The organism is Sulfitobacter aestuariivivens, from assembly GCF_014763045.1.
In the GTDB taxonomy this organism is placed as follows: domain Bacteria; phylum Pseudomonadota; class Alphaproteobacteria; order Rhodobacterales; family Rhodobacteraceae; genus Sulfitobacter; species Sulfitobacter aestuariivivens.
Genome location: NZ_JACTAG010000001.1, coordinates 1,947,683 through 1,967,633 on the forward strand (window position 1 = coordinate 1,947,683; position 19,951 = coordinate 1,967,633).

The window sequence follows — 19,951 nt, forward strand, 5'->3', positions numbered from 1 at the left end:
GGTTCAGGTCTCCTTGTCAGAAAAGCGCCCGCCGGTCAGACGGCGGCGGATGGGAAAAAGGTGCAGGCCGGTGCGTTCGGACAGCAGCCCCCAAAGGCCGCGTGGCGCAAACAGCATAATCGCGATTCCGATCAGTCCGAGGATCATCAGGTACCAGCTGCCGAAATCGGCCAGCAGGCTTTGCAATAGGAAGAAGATGAGAACACCGATGATCGGCCCTTCGATGGTGCCGATCCCGCCGATGACAACGATGAATATCACGTAGGCCGTCCAGTCGGTCACGCTGAACGCAGCATCGGGCGAAATGCGTGCCTTTTGAAGATAGATCAGCCCGCCGGCGAGCCCGGTGCCAAAGGCAGATACCAAAAACACGATCCATTTCATCCGGCTCGCGTCCACGCCGACGGATTTTGCCGCTTCGGCGTTGTCTCGTACAGCCGCAAGTGCCAGGCCGCGCTTTGTTCTCAAAAGCCAGTAAATCCCCGCGATCGTTGCCACTGCGAGCGCCAGTGCTAACCAATAGGCGAGGATATCGCGCGCCGCCGAGGACCGCACGCCCAACAGGGTTTCGATGGCTTCGACACCCCACATCTCGCGCATGGCCGAACGCGGTAGGGATGTGCCTGTCCCGCCACCCACAGCTTTCCATTGCGCAATTGACAGGCGCGTAACTTCGGCGATGACCCAGGTACCGATGGCGAAATACGCACCTTGAAGTCGAAACGCAAAATAGGCCGTGGGCACAGCGAGGATCAGTGCCGCAATGCCCGAGACAAGAATGGCCGCCACCGGATCGAGACCAAGCAGTATGACTGCACCAAAGAGCGCGTAGGCGCCCATGCCTACAAAGGCCTGCTGACCGACCGAGACAAGCCCACCATAGCCCGCCAGCAGGTTCCAGAACTGCGCAAGCGTCAGCATCGTCAGAATGAAGAACAGATCTTGTATCATGCCGCGTCCGACGATCGCGGGTGCGACCACAAGCAGACCAGTCACGATGACCGCGCATAGACCGAAAACCGTCGACGCGGGCGTGCGCGTTGTGACCGTATAAGTGCTCATCAATCGTTCCCCCTGGGAAAGAGACCGCGTGGGCGCACCAAGAGCACGACCAGAAACGCAACATGACCTGCAAGGATCTGCCATTCTGGGTTGATCGCAGCTCCGAGTGTCTGCGCGACACCGATGATCACGCCCCCCGCAAGCGTGCCCCAAAGGCTGCCGAGCCCGCCGATGATGACCGCCTCGAAAGCGTAGATCAGGCGGGCCGGACCGATTGAAGGATCAAAGTTTGCCCGTGTCCCCAGATAAAGCGCGGAGATCGTCACCACGATCATCGCAATGCCGGTGGCGGTGGCAAAGACCCGGTTCGGCCGGATCCCCATAAGACTGGCGGTGGTGGCGTCATCAGACGTCGCGCGGAAGGCCCGCCCGATCCCCGTGCGGTAAAAAAGCTGATTCAGGCCGAGAATGACGCCGATGGCAGACGCGAAGGTCAAAAGCGGTATGACGCCAAAACTCAACGACCCGACGGAGACCGATGCCGTCTCAAGCGCGCCGAGGCTGATCCGCTGACTGTCGGCGCTGAAACCTTCCAGCAGCGCGTTCTGCAGCACGATTGACAGACCGAACGTCACCAGAAGGGGCGGCAGAATGTCGTCGCCCAGCGTTCTGTTCAGAACGAACCGTTGCAGAAGCCATCCAAGGGCAAAAAGCACAGGTGCCGCCACAATAGCAGCGACAAACGGGTTCATTCCTGTCGCCGTAACGAGGATGAGGATCAGATATGACGCGAGGATGATGAGGTCACCGTGGGCGAGGTTCACCAACCGCATAATCCCGAACACAAGGCTGAGCCCGGCGGCAAAGAGGGCATAGAGGCCGCCAAGAAGAATCCCCTGAATAATCGTATCAACCCAGATCATGCTGTGGCCCCGAAATAGGCCTCGTGGATCGCCTCTCGGCTGATCTCCGAGGACCTGCCGGATAGCGTGACCCGACCTTCCATCATGCAATAGACCCGGTCGGCCACCCGCATCGCCTGTCCGATATCCTGTTCAACGACGATCACGCTTGCGCCTGTTTCTTTGATTTTGGGCAGGGCCGCATAGATGTCCTTGATGACGACAGGGGCCAGACCCAGGCTGATCTCATCACACAAGAGCACGTCAGGATTCGACATCAGTGCACGCCCGATGGCGACCATCTGCTGCTGACCACCAGAAAGGGCGGTGCCTGGAGTATGTCGCCGTTCGCGCAGGATCGGAAACAGCTCGTAAATAGTGTCGAGCGTCCAGTAGCCTTGCCCGTCATGGCCACCGGCAAGCAGCGCGGGGTCAGGTGCGCCGGTGATCCGGGCGATCAGACTGTCGAGCCGGTCTCCGAAATCGGCGCCCCCCTTATGCTGGCCACCGATCACGAGGTTCTCCTCGACACTCAGGGACCGGAACAGCCGCCGCCCCTCGGGCACCATGGCGATGCCGCGTTTCATGATCGTGTCAGCGGGCAGGGCACCAACCGGTGTTCCCTTGTGCTGGATCTGCTCCGGCGCGTTCTGCAGGACGCCAGACAGTGACCGCATCAGCGTTGTCTTGCCAGCACCATTGGCACCGATGATGGCCACCGTTTCGCCACGCTCAAGCGTAATATCGACGCCGAAAAGGGCTTGGAAATCGCCGTAATTTGCCGTCAGCGCTTGTGTTTCAAGAAGTGCCATCAGACCTCAATCCCCAGATAAATTTCCCTGACCTCACGGCTCTCCATGATTTCCCCGGGTTCGCCGATGCCGATGACGCGCCCGAAATCAAGCACCAGCAGACGTTCCACCACCGAGGTCAGCGCATGGAGTACATGTTCGATCCAGATGATCGTCACACCGCTTTTGTGAATGTCGCGGATGGTCTGGATAAGCGACTGACACTCCGCATCGGTCAGACCCCCGGCGATCTCGTCAAGCAGCAGAAGCTTGGGGTCGGTTGCCAAAGCGCGTGCAAGCTCCAGTCTCTTGCGCTCAAGAAGGCGCAACTGACCGGCTGGCACATTGGCCCGATCAATCATTTCGGTCCGCTCAAGGATTTCGGCGCAAGCCTGCGTGACCTCGGCCTCAGACGTGTCGCGACCAAAGGCGCCCGCAACGACGAGGTTTTCAAAAACGGTCAATTTCTCAAACGGCTGCGGTATCTGGAAGGATCGCCCAACACCGTTCAGGCACCGGCGCATAGCTGGGACGCGGGTAACATCCCGACCATCGTAGAAAATCTTGCCGTTGTCCGACATCAGATTGCCAGTGATGAGATTGAAAAGTGTCGACTTCCCAGCCCCGTTCGGTCCGATGATGCCAAGAGCCTCGCCCTTTGGAACGTCGAACGAAACGCCGTCGGTGACCTTGAGCGACTCAAAGCTTTTCGACACGTTTTGAAGCGAGAGAATGGACATGAGTATCCTTTGACCGGGGAATCGGAAAATAGGTGTGATTAGGGTGATGAGTGGCCCCCAGCAGGTGCACCGGGGGTTCAAAAGTTTAGGTGATAGCTTCCATGACGCCGCCTGTAGGGACGTCCGGGGCTGTCTTATTGTCGACAATGACGAGTTCGTAGCCGCCGCTGTCCTTCAATCGCCACTGCCCACCAACCAGCGGAGTCTTGGCGACATTTTTCGCAGCAAAGGGCGGCAGCCCCGCACCGTTCCATGCCAGAGGCCCAACGATGGTTTGCATATCCGTCGCACCAATCGCCTCGCTGACCTCATCTGGGTCGGAGGCGTCGCTGACGCGTCCCATCACGTTGGCGGCAACCTCGAACAGCGCATGCGCGAATCCGATGGGCTGGGTCCATTGCCTGCCGGTCGCGGCCTCGAAACCTCGGGCAAGATCGCCCGAACTTTGCCCGGTCAGTGACGAGGCAAACGGGTGCGTCGGAGACCACCAGACTTCCGAAGACAGGTTGTGACCGGCATTGCCAAGCGCCTCGACAGCCTGTGGGAACAAGATCGCCTTGCCGATTGATGCAGCTTTCGGCGTGAAGCCTTGTTGCTTTGCCTGTGTCCAGAAGGTCGTGAAATCGGGCGGGATGACAACGCCTGTCACGATTTCTGCATTCGCCTGTTTGAACGCGTTGATCTGGGCCGAAAAATCGTCCGTCAGGTTCTGGTATCGGCCAGGATCGGTCAATGTGTATCCCTGGTCGCCCAGGACGGGCGGGAAGCCGACATTGGGGTCGCCCCAGGCATTTCCATCCCCGTCATTGGGGAACAGGGCACCAACGGATTTGTTGGTGTCGAGCTGCGCCCACATGTTGGTAAAGACCGCGATCACGTCTTCCAGACCCCAGAAGAAATGATAGGCGTAGTTAAACGGCTCCCAGGAGCCGGGATCGCCGGGATTCCCCTGCTGGCCGATAAACCACGGTTGCCATGGCGCAACGGTAGAAATCACAGGGATTTCCTCGTTTTCGCAAGTTGTTGCGACCGGGTTCGTCGTTTCAGGTGTGGAGGCCACGAGCATCAGGTCGATGCCGTCGTCGATGATAAGCTCCTTGGCGACCTCGGCCGCGCGGTTTGGATTGGACTGACTATCCTTGACGATGACTTCGAAGTTTGCGCCGGCCTCTGAGGCTGCGAAACCGTCAAGTATAAACTGGTCAGCCTCAGCAAAAGCGGCCAGCGGACCTGATTGCGGGCTGACATACCCAAGTCGGATCTTTGCCCCCTGCGCGATGGCTGGTGCGCTCAGACCGCCTGAAGCAAGGGCTAGACCACTTGCGGCTGTCGTTTTCAAAAGCTTGCGTCTTGTAAGCATGGATAAGCCTCCTCCCTAAGGCGTCGATATATTCATTTTTGGTTGATCCGTTTTCCTGTCACCGGATGCAACTTGATGACTTTCGTGGACTGACAGGATCCGGAAACACGCCGGTTCCAAAAAGCAGTCGGCTGTCTTTTTTTTTGAACAACCGCCTGAATGTATCTGCCCTCCAACATGGGCTCTTGAGCTGCATCAACATGATTCCGCTCTCGTATGTTTGTCAGTCCCATCCTCCTTTCTGAAACAGGCTACTGTGATTCATCATGTATTGAATCGAGTCTGCGCTCGTTAATATGCCGGAATGATATATTGTACGCCCCCCTAGAGCTTGCGTTTGACCGGCCTGACAACCGCCGCGTTGGATCCCCCGCATCAAGCGTTTTTCGACCAAGTTTGAATCGCCGGTGCGCATCTCAACCCGACGAAGGCGTGCATAGAGCCAAAACTCTGCACCCCTTGCCCAGCACCAAGCTCCGTTTTGGCGATTAGCGACAGTGTTGCCTGACTACGCCAGCGCAATTCGGATCAGCCGATGCCATCTTGTTGGCAAACGTCCGGATCAAACTGATGTCTACCTGCGCTGTCAAAACACAAGATTTTCTCTGATCCGCAAGACCGTCAGAAGGCACAAGGCACACCCGGACCTTTTTGTCGGTGGCAGTTCAGGCACTGCCGCGTGGGTCCCGGCAATCCGTCACGTTTCACCTATCGGGGACACGAAATGACGGACCACTGGTCCAGACGCCCGTTGGTCGAAAGTGCGCAACACCTTTTGCAGGTCAGCGTCGTCTTTCGTCATTCGCTCGTGCTGCTCCAGATGCTCCGACCAGCTGGGCAGATGAAAGGTTTCGACCCAGGTGCCGGGCTCTTCAACGCTTTCATGGATAAACCACCGGGTTGCGCCATCCCTGAATCGCTCCTTCGCGAACGTATGCAGCGTTGCAAGAAAGGCATCACGGTTGTCATCCTTGATCTTGTACTCGACCGTGACCATCGCTTCGCGATCCGACGCCTGACCTTCGGCCAGATCAGGGGCCTGGGGCCAAGCAGCGGCCGGAGAGAGGTCAGCCTTTTCGCCCTGCCCCACCTTGAACTTGCGGGTTAGAACGATCCCCAACCCCAAGCCAACCGTGGCCGCCAGCAGCGCCGTCTGAACAGAGGTCGCATTGGCCACCTGCCCCCATACGATTGAGCCCAAAGCCATGGAGCCGAAAAACACCATCAGAAAGACGGCCAATCCCCGTGCCCGCACCCAATCGGGCAGAGCCATCTGGGCAGAGACGTTGAACGAGGTCAGCACGGCGATCCATGAAAAGCCGCCGACGAAGGCGGCCAGCATCAGCGCGGGTGGCGTCGCGGACAGGGCCATCGCGCAAAGCGCGACCATCGTGCCGAATGTGCCCAAGCGCACGATCATGTCCGACGACACCTTCCGCGCCAAGCGCGGCAACAGCAGTGCACCGGTTACGGCGCCTGTCCCGATCAGGGCCATCAAGATCCCGTAAAGCTGGGATCCCCCGCCCTCGGCCTGCCGGGCAATCAGGGGCAAGAGAGACCAATAGGCGGAGGCAAACAGGAAAAACGCCATCGAACGATAGGCGGTTTGCTTCAGTGCGTCATTGTATCTGACGTGGCGCAGACCCGTCGCCATGTCGCTCAGAATCGGGCCGTGATAGCTTTTCTTTTTGGCGACCACCGGTTTCCACAAGACCAGCGCAATAATGATGACCACGTGGCTGGCCGCGTTCAGCGCAAAAGGCGCGGCCAAACCGACGCTTGCAATCAGCACCCCGGCCAGGGCAGGACCAATCGCGCGGCTGATGTTGATCCCCATTGAGTTCAACGCGATGGCGGGCTTCAGTTTTTCGCGCGGGACCAGCTGCGGCACGACGGCTTGCCAGGCTGGGGCCATAAACGCAGCCCCGGTCCCCATCGCAAAGGTGAAGAGGATCAACAGGACCGGCGTCATCCATTCCTGCCAGACGGTAATGGCCAATACCGTGGCAACACCTGTCATGAATATATTGATCGTGATCAGCATGCGGCGCTTGTCCAGCCGGTCCGCCAGGGTCCCTGCAAACAGCGCGAACAGAAATACCGGCAGGGTCGTGGCCGCCTGCACCAGAGTAACCACCGCCGGGCTGGAATTCAGCGTGGTCATCAGCCACCCGGCACCCACATCGTGCATCCAGGTCCCGACATTCGAGATCAGTGTGGCGGTCCACAGCAAGGCAAAGGCAATATGGCCAAACGGTGAAAAAGCCCCCGGTGCCGGCTGTCCGGATGTTGCATTTTCAGAAGGTTTGGACATGGTTTGTTGCTTTCATTTTGTAGGGTTCGCCAGACGGGGCATCGCCCTTGTAAAGAGCGTCCCGCAGCAAAGTGCTGTGCGGAACGCCCTGTCGATTCTCAGCCGTTAAGGACATCCAGGACACGGTCCGGTGTGAACGGCATATGCCGCAGACGCCGCCCTGTCGCTGCATAGAACGCATTTGCGATTGCAGGCGGCACAAAGGGCAATCCCAATTCTCCCACGCCAGTCGGATGGGCATCGACCTTTGCCATGTACACTTCGATGGGCGGCACCTGATTGGCGCGCGTCACCTCGTAATCCCAGAAGTTGCTTTGCAAGACCTCACCGGCTTCGATGTCGATCCGTTCGGTCAATGCACACGAGATGCCGAAGACGGCGCCTCCCTCGATCTGGTTATGTGCATTGTCCGGCGATACGATCAGGCCCGCATCCGCCGCGATCCACATATTGGTCAGGCTGATCTCACCACTGTCACGGTCCAGAGCGATCTCGACCACGCCTGCCGCCATCGATGAATGATAGCCCGCAAATGCAAGACCCATGGCACGGTCGCCGCGATTGCGCCAATCCGACATTTCCGCGACCTTCTCCAACAGATGCCGCCCGCGTGGATTGTCCTGGACCAGATCCAGGCGGAAATCGAGCGGGTCGCGCCCGGCCGCATCGGCCAGTTCGTCCATGAACGCCTCTGCCGCAAAGCCCGTATAAGCCGCGCCGATGCCGCGGTAGGGCGACAACCGCGCCTGCCGTTCGGTGATGACGTGATCGGCAAGAAAGTCCGGGATGTCGTAGAACTTGCTTTCGGCACCGCGCATCGAAATCACGTCGTTCGGTCTGACCGTGTTCCAGCGGCTCAGGTTGAAAAACCCGATAACCGTCGGTGTTGCAACTCGGTGATGGAACCCGGTCAACTTCCCGTCCGACGACAGGCCACCTGCCATCCGTTGCACTGCCATCGGGCGGAAGACCCCGTTTTTGACGTCATCCTCACGGGTCCAGATGACCTTGACCGGTCTGCCCACTGCCTTTGAGCACAAAAGCGCATCGCGCACGTAGTCTTGTACAAAGGCAGTGCGGCGTCCAAATCCGCCGCCCATCGTCATCATGTTGAGCCTGACGCGATCCTTGGTCGTTTCCAGAACCTCCATCACGGTCTGTGTAGTCCAGGATTGGGTCTGCGTTCCGGCCCAGACCTGGGCACCTTTTCCGTCCGCATCCACATGCGCCACAGCGGCCATCGGTTCGATCTGGGCATGGTAGGCGTAGTCGGACAGGTAGGATTGACTGACGCTTTGATCCGCGTCGGAAATCGCCCGAGGTGCATCACCCTTTTCCGCCCAGACCGCCGGGGCCTCCGGCGGGGTCTCCGCCTGGCTGGCATAAAGCGCCAGGGTATGCTGGCTGTGGTACGCCCGGTGCGGAGAATTCTGCGACCAGGTGATGTCCAGCGTGCCGCGCGCCATGAGCGCGGTCCAATAGGTTTCGGCAACCACGGCGACCCCGTCGGGCAGGACCACAACGTCCACAACCCCCGGGATGGCGCGCGCGTCCGCATCGTCCACAGCCACCGCGCTTTCACCTTCGACCGGAGCACGCTGCACGCAGGCGAACACCATGTCAGTCAGGGTCACATCGATGGCATAGACCGCCCGGCCGGTGGATTTGTCGAACACGTCGCGACGTGGAATGTCATGTCCGATGATCCGGAAATCCTCGAAGGATTTGAGAGTAAGGGTGTCGGCGTCCGGGATAACGATCCCTTCTGTCCCCATGCGGGCCAATTCGCCATAGCTCAACCGGGTGCCGTCCTGCGCCACGACTGCGCTCGGCTCAGTTACCAGTGTGCCTTTGTCGACGCCCAACTCCCGCGCCGCAATTTGCAGCAAAACATCGCGGGCCTGCGCGCCTGCCTTGCGCATCGGGTCGAAATATCCCTCAACGCCGGTACTGCCCGCCGTATAGAGAATGCCGCCGAACGACGGGTTTCCGAACGTCCGATCATCGGCGTTCAACTGCTCGATCACGACATCATCCCAATCCGCATCCAGCTCCTCGGCCAGGATTTGCGGAAGGGTCGAATAGCTGCTTTGACCCATTTCGGTCGATGGAAAGACGATTGAAATCTGACCGTCGGCCTGGATCTTAAGCCATGGGTTCACGTCCAGTACGGCAGCGGTGTCGGCATCGGCCCGCACCGCAGCCAAACCGCCGGTTCCCAGAAGGAAGGTCAGGCCGGTAGCTCCTTTCAGAAAGCCACGGCGCGACAAGGTTTTCTCTGCTTGACCGGTCATCTCACACCTCCCGCGCGGCGCGTTCGACCGCCTTGAAAATCCGGTTGTAGGTGCCGCACCTGCACAGGTTGGCACTCATATGATCGACGATCTCCTCGCGGCTGGGGGACGGGTTTTCAGATAGAAGCGCAGCCGCGCGCATGATCTGGCCTGACTGGCAGTACCCGCATTGCGGTACCTGTTCGGCCACCCACGCTTTTTGCAGCGGATGGGTGCCGTCGTCTGACAGGCCCTCGATGGTGGTGATCTCGGCCCCTTCGATATCGCCGACGGACAATTGGCAGGAAAACATCGCTTCGCCGTCCACGTGGACCGTGCAGGCGCCGCACATGGCGGCACCGCAACCGTATTTGGTGCCTTTCAATCCGATTTGGTCCCGAATGACGAGCAACAGGAGCTCGTCGGGGGGATTGTCCACGTCTACGGATTTCCCATTCAAAGTGAACTTGGTCATTCTCGGTTCCTCCTGTTCAATTTTGGTTTGTCGATCCTTTTCTGCGCTGGTTCATGTCAGGCCCACGACAGTCAGGTCTTTGGCTGTATGGGCCAGGGACCAAGAGCCCGGTGTGGCCCCAGCGCCTGGCACCCAGACCGTCCGCGCGCAGTTGCGCGCGACACCATCCGCCGCGTTTGCGCATCTCCGGACCTGCCTCATGCCATGAAACATGAACATCCCAGCGCGCCCCAAAAGGCCGTCTTGTCCCGCACCGGAATCGGATTGGCCCAGGCGATCTGATGGTTATGCCCGTGCATGCCACAGCCAGAGGCACAGCCGTCAGCGCAGGCCCGCATTGCCATGGGTGCCGGTGCCTGAGGGACGTCGCGCATGGCGGGCGTGGCAAAGGTCGCCGTGGTGCCCCAGTCCGGGCTGGCCGGGGGCAGCGGGGGTGACATGTCGGCGAAGTCATCAGCGGCATAAACGACCTTGCCGTCCACCATCGTCAGAACGGAAGTGATGCCCCTGATCCTATCCTCGGACACAGTCATCAAATCATCTGACAGGACGGCAAGATCGGCGTACATGCCCGGAGCGAGCGTTCCCTTGACATCCGTTTCGCCCGAGAACCAGGCCGAGCCCGTCGTCCAGATGGATACGGCCTCTTCACGGGTGAGCAGGTTGTCGTCCCCGTAAAGCTGCAGGCCGCCCATCGTTTTGCCTGTAGTCAGCCAGTACATGGCCACCCATGGGTCATAACTGGCCACACGGGTCGCGTCAGTGCCGCCGCCCACAGGCAGTCCCGTTGACAACATGTCCCGTATGGGGGGCGTTGCCTTGGCCGCGTCCGCGCCATAGCGGTCCACGAAATACTCGCCCTGAAATGCCATCCTGTGCTGGGTCGCGATCCCGCCGCCCAGTGCCTTGATGCGGTCGATGTTCTTCTGGCTGATGGTTTCCGCATGGTCGATGATGAAGCGGGTTTTGAACGGCGTGTAGCCGTTCACACGCTCAAAGACATCGAGGAACCGCTCAATCGTTTCATCGTAGGTGGCGTGGATGCGGAATGGCCATTCGCGATCCGCCAGCAGCGCGACGATCTTTTCAAGCTCCTCCTCCATAACCGGTGCCAGATCCGGACGCGGCTCAAGAAAATTCTCGAAGTCAGCCGCCGACCAAGTCAGGTTTTCACCTGCGCCGTTCATCCGCAGCATGGCGTCGCCTGCACCCGGTTCAGTCATTTCGACCCATTTTTCATAATCGCTGAGTTCCGAGCCAGGTTTCTGTGCAAAGAGGTTGTAGGCGATGCGGACGGTCAGTTGCCCGTCCTCGTTGAGCTTGGACACAACATCGTAATCGTCCGGGTAGTTTTGCCCGCCGCCGCCTGCGTCTATCACTGAGGTCACGCCAAGGCGGTTTAGTTCGCGCATGAAGTGGCGGGTTGAATTGATCTGGTCTTCAGGCGGCAGCTTGGGGCCCTGTGAGAGTGTCGAATAAAGGATCAGCGCAGAGGGCTTGGCCACCAGCATGCCCGTCGGATTGCCGTGGGCATCCCGCTCAATCTCTCCACCGGGCGGGTTTGGCGTGTCCTTGGTCATGCCGATGGCTTTGAGGGCGGCCCGGTTCAGCAGTGCCGACCCATAGAGGTGCAGGATGAAAACGGGCGTGTCAGGCGCGGCCTCGTTGATCTCTGCCAGTGTCGGCATGCGGCGTTCTGCAAACTGAAATTCGCTCCACCCGCCGACCACGCGCACCCATTGTGGCGCGGGAGTAATTGCGGCCTGCTTGCGTAGCATCGCCAGGGCGTCCGACACCGAGGGCACGTTTTCCCAGCGCAGTTCCATGTTGAAACTGAGCCCGCCGCGGATGAGGTGGGTGTGGCTGTCGTTCAGTCCCGGAATAACCCGCCGACCGCCAAGGTCGATCACCTGTGTGGCGTTGGTCTTCAGCTCCTGGACCTCGCGGTCGGACCCGGCCTTGATCACCTTGCCATCGGCGATGGCAATGGCGGTGGCGTCTGCTGCCAAGGGGTCCAGCGTGGTTATCTTTCCATTAAAGAGTATCGTGTCTGCCATGCAGGGGCCTCGGATCATATAAGGAGCTTAGGATGGTGCCCCGTCATCAGACGGGGCACCGCGACAGGGGCAATTAGCTGCCTGCAGGGACCGGATCCAGAACCGGTCCGGAATGGTGCGTGCGCACCGGCGCATCGTGCACCATGGTGTAGGCGTAATCGACGCCCATGCCGTAAGCACCGGAGTGTTCCTGCACGAGGCTGATCACCGCGTCGTAGGTTTCCTTGCGGGCCCAGTCACGTTGCCATTCCAAAAGCACCTGCTGCCAGGTCATCGGGATGACGCCTGCCTGCACCATGCGGTCCATGGCGTAGTCATGGGCCTCTTTCGTCGTGCCGCCAGAGGCGTCTGCGACCATGTAAATTTCGTAGTCGGTGTCGTTCAGGCAGGACAGTGCAAAGGTTGTATTGCACACTTCTGTCCAAAGCCCGGCGACCACGACTTTCTTGCGGCCCTCGGCGGCAATCGTGGCCAGCGCATCACGCACCTTCTGGTCATCCCAGGAATTCATCGACGTGCGTTCCAGCAACGGCGCGTCAGGCAAGATATCCAGAATTTCGGGATAGGTGTTGCCGGAGAACGCCTTGGTCTCGACGGTGGTGATCGCTGTGGGCACGTCGAAAATCTTGGCCGCCTTGACCAGCCCAACCACATTGTTTTTCATGGATTGCCGGTCCATCGACTGGACGCCAAAAGCCATCTGAGGCTGATGGTCGATGATGATCAGTTGGCTGTTTTGTGGTGTCAGAACTTCTGTATTAGACATGGTCATGGTCTCCTGATTAGGTCGGTCGGGACGGTGTTTCAGAGGCAGGTTTGTCGGCCTCCGATATCGCAAAGGACTTCTGGTGCAGGCATTTGGCCACGATATCGGGATGCCCGCGCAGCCATTGTACGGCGGCCTCACCGGCCAGCATGCCAAGCAGGCCGATCAAGGCGATGATCGGTGGAGCGGGGGATCGCACTGAGATCAGGCCATAGATCACGCCGACGCCAATGCCTGCGGCAAGTGACAGCAGGTATGGGGTCCAACTCATTTTATGTTCTCCTCATAATCCTCGGCATCCCGACAGGGCCGTGCGGCCTTGTCGTAACAAGGCCATTGGTGCAGGTGCGCAGTTTTGGTCGGACCATTCTTTTCGAAACGGCTTGGAGTGCTTTTCGATAGAGGGTCATTCTGACAGGAAGGCGGCAAGCGCCTCTATCTCTGATTGCCGAAGCTCATGACCGCCCTCATGTGCCTCGACAGTGACCGCCGCGTCCTGCTTTTCGAACCATTCGATGAGCGCTGTGGTCCTGTCCCACAGCGCGATCGGATCGTGCCGGCCGGCTGAGATCAGCACCGGTGTCTTGGCAAGGCCATCGACACGGCCAGGGTCCCAGGTGATCAGCGGGTGCAGCAGCGCGACCCTGTCGAAAAGGTCAGGGCGCGCCATGACAACCGATGCAAGAATGTTCGCGCCGTTTGAATAGCCGAACCCGAAGACCTGCGTGTCAGGTATGTCACGCTTATGCGCCTCGACATACTCGACCATCTTTTGCGTGCGCGCGGCCAGGTCGTCCATATCGTAGACACCCTCGCCCGTTCGCTTGAAGAACCGCGCCGCACCCATTTCCGACACGTCACCGCGGGGTGAGATGACGCCCCCGCCGGGCACCAGTTGCTGGGCAAGGCCGTAGAACTGGTTCTCGTCTCCGCCCGTTCCATGAAAGGCGAAGACAAGTGGCCGACCGGGGTGTGGCTTTTCAGATAGCCCTTGATAATGCGTGATGGCCATGAAGCTGCCTCCTCAGGCCGCGAGAGGGGGCAGCAGTTGTTCAATCTGCTCGCGGTGCGGCTCATAGCGCGAGGGAAGCTTCAGGGCCTCGCCCAGATGTGCGGTGTCTTCATCGCGGTCGAAACCAGGCTCATTGGTGGCAACCTCAAACAGAATGCCGCCCGGCGTCCTGAAATAGATCGCCCAGAAGTAGTCCCTGTCGATCACAGGCGTGACTTGGTAACCGGTGTCCATAAGCGCCTGACGCACCCGCAGCTGTGCGTCCCGGTCATCCACCGCAAACGCGATATGATGCACTGAACCCGCGCCCTGATCCGCAACCGGAGCTGCCGCGGATATCTGCTCGATGTCGATGGTGTCCGCGGCATTACCACCTTCGATGAGGTAGCGGGAAATGGCGCCTTCGGTCTCTGCCTTCTGGTAGCCCATATAGGTCAGCAGCTCACCCGTCGCTGCCGCGTCACGCACCCGGAAACGCGCGCCGCTGAAGCCCAGAATGCCGGTCTCCTGCGGAATGCCGCCGCCCGTCCATGGCGCACGGTCGCGGACTTCGCTTTCGACAAGGGCAAAGCCGTCCCCATCGGGGCCGTCAAAGTTCAACCGATGCTCTCCAAAAACCGTTTCGTCCTTCAACCCGGTGACGCCCTGTGCTGCCAGATGGTCTTTCCAAAAGTCCAGACTGCCGGTCGGGATAGCGAATTCTGTGATACCAACTTCGCCTGCACCGCGACGCCCCTTGGGCATCTGGCCGAAGGGAAAATAGGTCATGACCGACCCCGGGCTTCCAACCTCATCACCATAGTAGAGATGGTAGACTTCGGGTGCATCGAAATTCACGGTCTTCTTCACCCGGCGCAATCCAAGTGTACCGGTAAAAAACGCATTGTTCTGGCTGGCGTCTGTCGCCATCGACGTCACGTGGTGCAAGCCTTTGATGTCCTTGATCATCTTCGGATCCTTATCCAGCGTTTCGATTACTGAAGAAGATAAGGCAGTCCATAATGATACAGAATAGTAATTGTTATGCATTTACTATTGCTATTTATGTAATAAAACTTTGGGCATGACAGACTTAAAGGCCATCCGTGTTTTCCTCGAAGTCGCCGCTCATCTGAGCTTTGCGAAGGCGGCTAGATCGTTGCAAATGACGCCCGCGTCGATCACCCGCATCGTGTCCAAGCTCGAAGAGGATATGGGCCAGCAGCTGTTTGTGCGCACGACGCGCCAGGTGTCACTGACCACCGCGGGCGCGATCGCTGCCACCCGATATCGGCCCCTGGTCGAGGAACTGGACCGCGCAACCGACGATATCACGCGCGCCACAAGTCCGGACAAGGGGCGATTGCGACTGAACGCACCGATGTCTCTAGGCATTCGCGTCATGCCACGTCTGGTCGAAAGTTTCCGCCTAGCTTATCCGCGCATCGACCTTGAGGTCTACCTGACTGACACGCTTGTCGACATTATCGCGGGCGACTGCGACTTGGCCATCCGCGTTTCAGAAGCGCCCAAGGACAAGTCGACAATCTGGCGCAAAATCTGTAAGGTCCCGCGCCATGTCATCGCTGCTCCGTCTCTGTTTCAACGGATCCCGAAGCCGCTGGCGCCGGACGATCTGCGTCCGGAGACGCTATTGGCCTATAGCGACGCAGGCCATGGCGAAACGTGGAAGTTCAGCAAAGGGGCGCAAACCCGCGATATTCGGACGGCCACGACAGTGGTCTCGAATAGCGGCGACTTCCTTTATTCCGTCGCAGCGGCGGGGGGCGGCATCTGTATGCTCCCGGACTTCATCGTGCGCGCTGGCATTGAAAAAGGTGAAGTTGAAAGGCTGATGCCAGATTGGCAAGTATCGCCTTTATGGCTGACACTATTCTACCCTCCCTACGAACAGTTCCCGCCGCTTGTGGCGACATTCACCGACTTCTTTGAGGCATACATGCGCGAACTTGAGGGCATGGAATTCTGACGAGGCTACTCTGCATCGATCGCGGAGGAACCGGTGCATCATAGGAGGCGCCATGCCAGTATTGGATCTTCGAGGGGGAGAACACCGCGCAGCTCCCGAACCGACCCGTCAAACCTGGTCACAGACATCACGAGCTGCCGCGTGCGATGGGTGATCTCTATTTATCCAAATTCTGTTCGAAGTCACCGCAAGACTGTGGGGCGACAAAACCAATTAGCCTTGTATTTTCAGTATAATGCAAAACCCGCAAATCCAATAACTCGCGAGACATTCAGGCGCTGTTTCCTTGCGCCTTCCCAAACCACTTCTGCAACGCTTCAGCGACTTTTATTACAGGGCTGCCATCGGGTTCATCAGAGCGAAATTCGCACTTCCAGTTCACTACAATTGGGTTCGGCGATAAGGGCAAAGCAACAATACGGTTGGATTCGACATGGGGCTCAACAGCCCATCGTGCAAGGATGCTCGTCCCCTGATTTGCAGCGACAAGTTCTATGATTGCTTCAGGGATCTCGACAGAAGCTGTCCAAGTCGGGTAACGGCGTTCGGGCCGGAACAACCGCGCAAACTCCTGATCAGGTTCGGGGATCTTGGTAAAGGTGATAAAGTTCTGACCTTCGATGTCTCGCGCAGAAACAGTTTTAGATTTGGCCAGCGGATGCTCGGGGGCGCAGATACACACCAGCGGATCCTTAAATAGCGGCAGGGTTCGCGTGGCCGGATGACCCTGTTCACCAGAGGTAATCGCAAGATCCACATGCCGATCCAGCAACGAAGGGATCAATCCACGCCGCGTGTCGGACATGATCTGGATGTCAATCCGCTCGGTCTGGGTGCGAAAGCTCTCCAGGAAGCCAGGAAACCAGTGAAAGGCGCTGTAGTTTTCAACGGCAATGCGCACCACATGGTCGATACCGGAATTCATGCGCCGGACTTCGTCTTCGATCAGGAACAACTCTTCGAGGAATTTCTCGCTAAAATTAGCGAGATACTCGGCTGCGGCCGTCATGCGCAGTCGTTTGTGGGTGCGTTCGAACAGAGGCACGCCCAGGCGCCGCTCCGCTTCTTTGATACGGTGCGACAGGGCTGAGGGCGTTAACCCGAGGCTGTCGGCTGCATCCACGACGCGTCCGGTCCGCCCAAGCGAGCGGATCATCTGTAGGTGTCTGATGTCGAGACGGGGTTCTTGCATGAGTCAGCTTGCATGAATGAAATTCACTAAAACCATCAATATACAATATTGAGTCTCAGTAAACAGTGTTGGAAGCTGGTATAGAAAATACTGAGGTCACCCCATGAACAAACATTTGTCTACGAATTCACCCCGCACATTTGATCGGCTGAACCACGTCCACGGGCAGACGAATTTGCGCGGCCATCAAGACAACGGCCCGACTGCGATGGTTATCAACGGTCGTGGGGTGAGGTTCGTAACGGATGAGGGTCAGAGCATCATTGACGGCTTTTCCGGTCTGGGATGCGTTTCGCTTGGCTACCATAATGACCGCCTGGCCGAGGCTGCGATGAGACAAATGCAAGAGCTGCCTTTTGCCCCGACATTTTATGGCCGCTCACACCCCAAAGTCGCCGAACTGGCCCACACGCTGACCTCAAAGGCCGCCGTGCCGTTCGAAAAGGCCATGTTTCAATGCTCGGGCTCTGAAGCAAACGACACGATGATCAAGTTCATCTGGGCGCGCAATATCGCGCGTGGCCAACCCCAGCGCCGTCGCATGATTTCGCGGTGGCGTGGCTACTATGGAAACACGGTCGCCGCCGTGGCGCTTTCAGGCCAGCCACATATGCATGCCAATTTTGGCCTGCCGATGGATGATTTCCTGAAGCTGTCGACCCCGAATTACTATCTCAATGCAGCGGATGGTGAGAGCGAGGAAGAATTTTCTGAACGCATGGCAACTGAGTTTGAAAATGCTGTGCTCGATGCAGGGCCGGACACGATAGCGGCCTTTTTTGCGGAACCCATGCAATCAGGCGGCGGCGCCATTCGCCCGCCGCAGGGGTACTGGGACGCGATGCAGGCTGTCATCCGCAAGTATGACATCCACTTTCACGTGGATGAGACGGTCACCGGATTTGGCCGCACGGGTCACTATTGGGGCGCACAGGCGTTTGATTTGATGCCGGACAGCACGACATGTGCCAAAGCGCTGACGGCTGCGTTTTTTCCAATGTCCGCCGTTATGTTCCGGCAGGATTTGTATGACGATCTGATGAAGAACTCTGACGCAGCCGGTGTCTTGGGCCACGGGTTTACGTATGCAGGCCACCCGGTTGGCGCAGCTGTCGCGCTTGAGGCTTTGTCGATTTATGACGATATCGACCTTGTGGGTCACGTGCAGCGTGTCTCCAAGCCGTTTCTTGCAGGATGTGAAGCGCTGCTGGATCACCCACTGGTTGGAGACGTGCGCGGTATCGGTCTCTTTTGTGGGATCCAGATTGTTCAGGACAAGGCCCGCCGCGCCCTCTGGGACCCCAAGTTGAAGGTCGGCACGATGGTTCAGGATCGCGCCCATGCACGCGGGCTGTACCTAAGATCCATCCCACCGGACCGGATCAGTTTCATGCCGCCGCTGATCATTTCGCAAGACGAAATCAGCGAGGCCACGGCCATTCTGAAGGCTGCCCTTGACGATGTCTGGGAAGAGGTGAAAGGGCGCGCGTAAGGCTTCAAGGTGCAATAACGCTCGGCAATCATGCCTATTATGCAGGTCGATTCCCTGTCAGGCACACCGGCGTCGGCTTAGGAAGAAGTGCTGTTCGTTTCAAGGGCTCGAACGGCTTTTGTGGATGGCTCCTGCATAGCAAGACATTTTTGATCCGATTAGTGCATTTGTCAGAAGCAGTCATGTGTCAGGCCTGTTTGCGCGGTTCTGACCGCTGGCCCTGATGGGTTCCGCCAACCAAGTTCCTATCAGCTTTACGGGCTGTTATGCCCGCGCCATTCGGCGGGTTGTCCTGGTTTTGGCGGCAGACTTATGCACCATCATCTCGCGGGTCTTGCTAGTTCATTGTTCCTTTCGTCTCAGACGGCAGCACGTGGGATGTAGGGTTCGTTGCGGGTGAGCACTGCCCAGACGATCCGGGCGGTCTTGTTGGCCATCGCGACAGTTGCGACGCGGGCGGCTTTGCGTTCCAATAATCCGGTCAACCACTTGCTGGCGCGTTCGGGGTGCGACCGTGTTTGTCTGACCAGTGATGTCATGCCGACGACGAGAAACAATCGTAAATACTGGTCGCCCATCTTGGTGATCCGTCCCAGCTTCTCCTTGCCGCCGCTGGACTTATTCGCCGGCGTCAGGCCCAGTCAGGCAGCGAACTCCCGACCATTGCGGAACTGATGCCCATCACCGATACTTGCGATGATCGCAGAGGCCGTCACCGCGCCAACACCGGGGATCGTGCGAAGAAGACGAACACGCGCATCCTCTCTGGCGACTTGTTTTACACGATCTTCGTACGAGCGGACCCGTTTGTGCAGGGCCATGAGCTGCTCGCACAGATTGTGGATCACTTCATTGGCAATCTCAGGCAGATCGAGAACTTCGCCAACTGTAATGCCTTCGGCAAACCCAATCACGCGGACGAGGCCACGTGGGATAAAGATGCCAAACTCGGCAACCAGACCACGCAGGTTGTTGATGAGTTGCGTTCTCTGGCGCACCAGAAGATCACGCGCCCGATGTAGCGACAGCAGGGATTGCTGCTCGACGGTCTTGATCGCGACAAAGCGCATGGTCGGACGGGTCACGGCTTCGCAGATAGCCTCAGCATCAATTGCGTCTGACTTGCCGCGTTTGACGTATGGCTTCACGTACATCGGGGGGATCAGCCGAACCTCGTGACCTAGAACCGTCAGTTCACGAGCCCAATGATGCGCACTGCTGCAGGATTCCATGCCGATCAAGCAGGGCTCCAACTTCGCAAAAAACGATAGAAATTGCGCGCGTCGCAGCGGGCGATTGAATACTACTTCTTCGGTGGCTGTGATCCCATGAACTTGGAAACCGTTCTTAGCCAGATCAACGCCGATTGTGGTAACTTGCATGGGGTGGCTCCTCTCATAAGCAGACTTTGACACCTGCACTATGGCGCATCGCGACGCCGGTTGGAGCAGGAGCCATCCACCCAATCAATTTCGTCCGGAGTCTGTGTGGAAACTGCCGTTGTTGCCATAGAGATGGTATGATTTCTGGATTCGCTGCGGAGGCGTTCCATGGGGCAGTTTATCGAGGGTGTGGATCGATATCAGGCGATGTTGCTGCGGGAATA

Annotated in this window: 16 protein-coding genes and 1 pseudogene; 2 read left to right on the top strand and 15 right to left on the bottom strand. The window is 58.5% G+C overall.

The window, feature by feature from the left end; genetic code table 11:
• Window positions 1-3: 3 nt before the first annotated feature.
• The 13 genes from H9Q16_RS09590 to H9Q16_RS09650 all read right to left on the bottom strand — a co-directional run bounded on the left by H9Q16_RS09590 (window position 4) and on the right by H9Q16_RS09650 (window position 14,640).
• Window positions 4-1,062 carry a branched-chain amino acid ABC transporter permease gene (locus H9Q16_RS09590; protein ID WP_191075077.1) on the bottom strand — a complete coding sequence of 353 codons (1,059 nt, stop codon included), beginning with the start codon at window positions 1,060-1,062 and terminating at the stop codon, window positions 4-6.
• Window positions 1,062-1,925: a branched-chain amino acid ABC transporter permease gene (locus H9Q16_RS09595; protein ID WP_191075078.1), complete on the bottom strand. Its 864-nt coding sequence runs from the start codon at window positions 1,923-1,925 to the stop codon at window positions 1,062-1,064. The genes H9Q16_RS09590 and H9Q16_RS09595 overlap by 1 nt, the downstream gene beginning before the upstream one ends.
• On the bottom strand, window positions 1,922-2,716 hold the full coding sequence (locus H9Q16_RS09600) for an ABC transporter ATP-binding protein (RefSeq protein WP_191075079.1): 795 nt from the start codon (window positions 2,714-2,716) through the stop codon (window positions 1,922-1,924). The genes H9Q16_RS09595 and H9Q16_RS09600 overlap by 4 nt, the downstream gene beginning before the upstream one ends.
• Window positions 2,716-3,435 carry an ABC transporter ATP-binding protein gene (locus H9Q16_RS09605; protein ID WP_191075080.1) on the bottom strand — a complete coding sequence of 240 codons (720 nt, stop codon included), beginning with the start codon at window positions 3,433-3,435 and terminating at the stop codon, window positions 2,716-2,718. The genes H9Q16_RS09600 and H9Q16_RS09605 overlap by 1 nt, the downstream gene beginning before the upstream one ends.
• Before the next feature lie 85 nt (window positions 3,436-3,520).
• On the bottom strand, window positions 3,521-4,795 hold the full coding sequence (locus H9Q16_RS09610) for an ABC transporter substrate-binding protein (protein WP_191075081.1): 1,275 nt from the start codon (window positions 4,793-4,795) through the stop codon (window positions 3,521-3,523).
• A gap of 697 nt (window positions 4,796-5,492) precedes the next feature.
• A complete protein-coding gene (locus H9Q16_RS09615) occupies window positions 5,493-7,109 on the bottom strand; it encodes an MFS transporter (RefSeq protein ID WP_191075082.1) in 1,617 nt (538 codons plus the stop codon).
• Between the two features lie 98 nt (window positions 7,110-7,207).
• Complete coding sequence (locus H9Q16_RS09620; RefSeq protein ID WP_191075083.1) at window positions 7,208-9,403, bottom strand: xanthine dehydrogenase family protein molybdopterin-binding subunit; 2,196 nt, start codon at window positions 9,401-9,403, stop codon at window positions 7,208-7,210.
• A 1-nt stretch (window position 9,404) separates the two neighbouring features.
• Window positions 9,405-9,857: a (2Fe-2S)-binding protein gene (locus H9Q16_RS09625; RefSeq protein WP_191075084.1), complete on the bottom strand. Its 453-nt coding sequence runs from the start codon at window positions 9,855-9,857 to the stop codon at window positions 9,405-9,407.
• A 197-nt stretch (window positions 9,858-10,054) separates the two neighbouring features.
• A complete protein-coding gene (locus H9Q16_RS09630; protein ID WP_191075085.1) occupies window positions 10,055-11,914 on the bottom strand; it encodes an amidohydrolase in 1,860 nt (619 codons plus the stop codon).
• Window positions 11,915-11,987: 73 nt separating this feature from the next.
• On the bottom strand, window positions 11,988-12,680 hold the full coding sequence (locus tag H9Q16_RS09635) for a hydrolase (RefSeq protein ID WP_216859320.1): 693 nt from the start codon (window positions 12,678-12,680) through the stop codon (window positions 11,988-11,990).
• Between the two features lie 16 nt (window positions 12,681-12,696).
• Window positions 12,697-12,951 (bottom strand): DUF1427 family protein, encoded by a 255-nt coding sequence (locus H9Q16_RS09640; protein WP_191075087.1) that lies wholly within the window; start codon window positions 12,949-12,951, stop codon window positions 12,697-12,699.
• 135 nt (window positions 12,952-13,086) lie between these two features.
• Window positions 13,087-13,692 carry an alpha/beta hydrolase gene (locus H9Q16_RS09645; protein ID WP_191075088.1) on the bottom strand — a complete coding sequence of 202 codons (606 nt, stop codon included), beginning with the start codon at window positions 13,690-13,692 and terminating at the stop codon, window positions 13,087-13,089.
• 12 nt (window positions 13,693-13,704) lie between these two features.
• A complete protein-coding gene (locus H9Q16_RS09650) occupies window positions 13,705-14,640 on the bottom strand; it encodes a ring-cleaving dioxygenase (RefSeq protein WP_191075089.1) in 936 nt (311 codons plus the stop codon).
• 115 nt (window positions 14,641-14,755) lie between these two features.
• Between H9Q16_RS09650 and H9Q16_RS09655 the strand changes: the two genes are divergently transcribed.
• Window positions 14,756-15,661, top strand: a complete 906-nt coding sequence (locus H9Q16_RS09655; RefSeq protein WP_191075090.1) for a LysR family transcriptional regulator — start codon at window positions 14,756-14,758, stop codon at window positions 15,659-15,661.
• Between the two features lie 271 nt (window positions 15,662-15,932).
• Here the strand turns inward: H9Q16_RS09655 and H9Q16_RS09660 are convergent, their stop codons facing one another.
• A complete protein-coding gene (locus tag H9Q16_RS09660) occupies window positions 15,933-16,853 on the bottom strand; it encodes a LysR family transcriptional regulator (RefSeq protein ID WP_281403103.1) in 921 nt (306 codons plus the stop codon).
• Between the two features lie 103 nt (window positions 16,854-16,956).
• Here H9Q16_RS09660 and H9Q16_RS09665 point away from each other — a divergent pair, with 103 nt between their 5' ends.
• On the top strand, window positions 16,957-18,345 hold the full coding sequence (locus tag H9Q16_RS09665; protein ID WP_191075092.1) for an aminotransferase: 1,389 nt from the start codon (window positions 16,957-16,959) through the stop codon (window positions 18,343-18,345).
• Window positions 18,346-18,704: 359 nt separating this feature from the next.
• Here H9Q16_RS09665 and H9Q16_RS09670 read toward each other — a convergent pair.
• Window positions 18,705-19,727: pseudogene (locus tag H9Q16_RS09670) on the bottom strand (IS110 family RNA-guided transposase).
• Window positions 19,728-19,951: the final 224 nt, after the last annotated feature.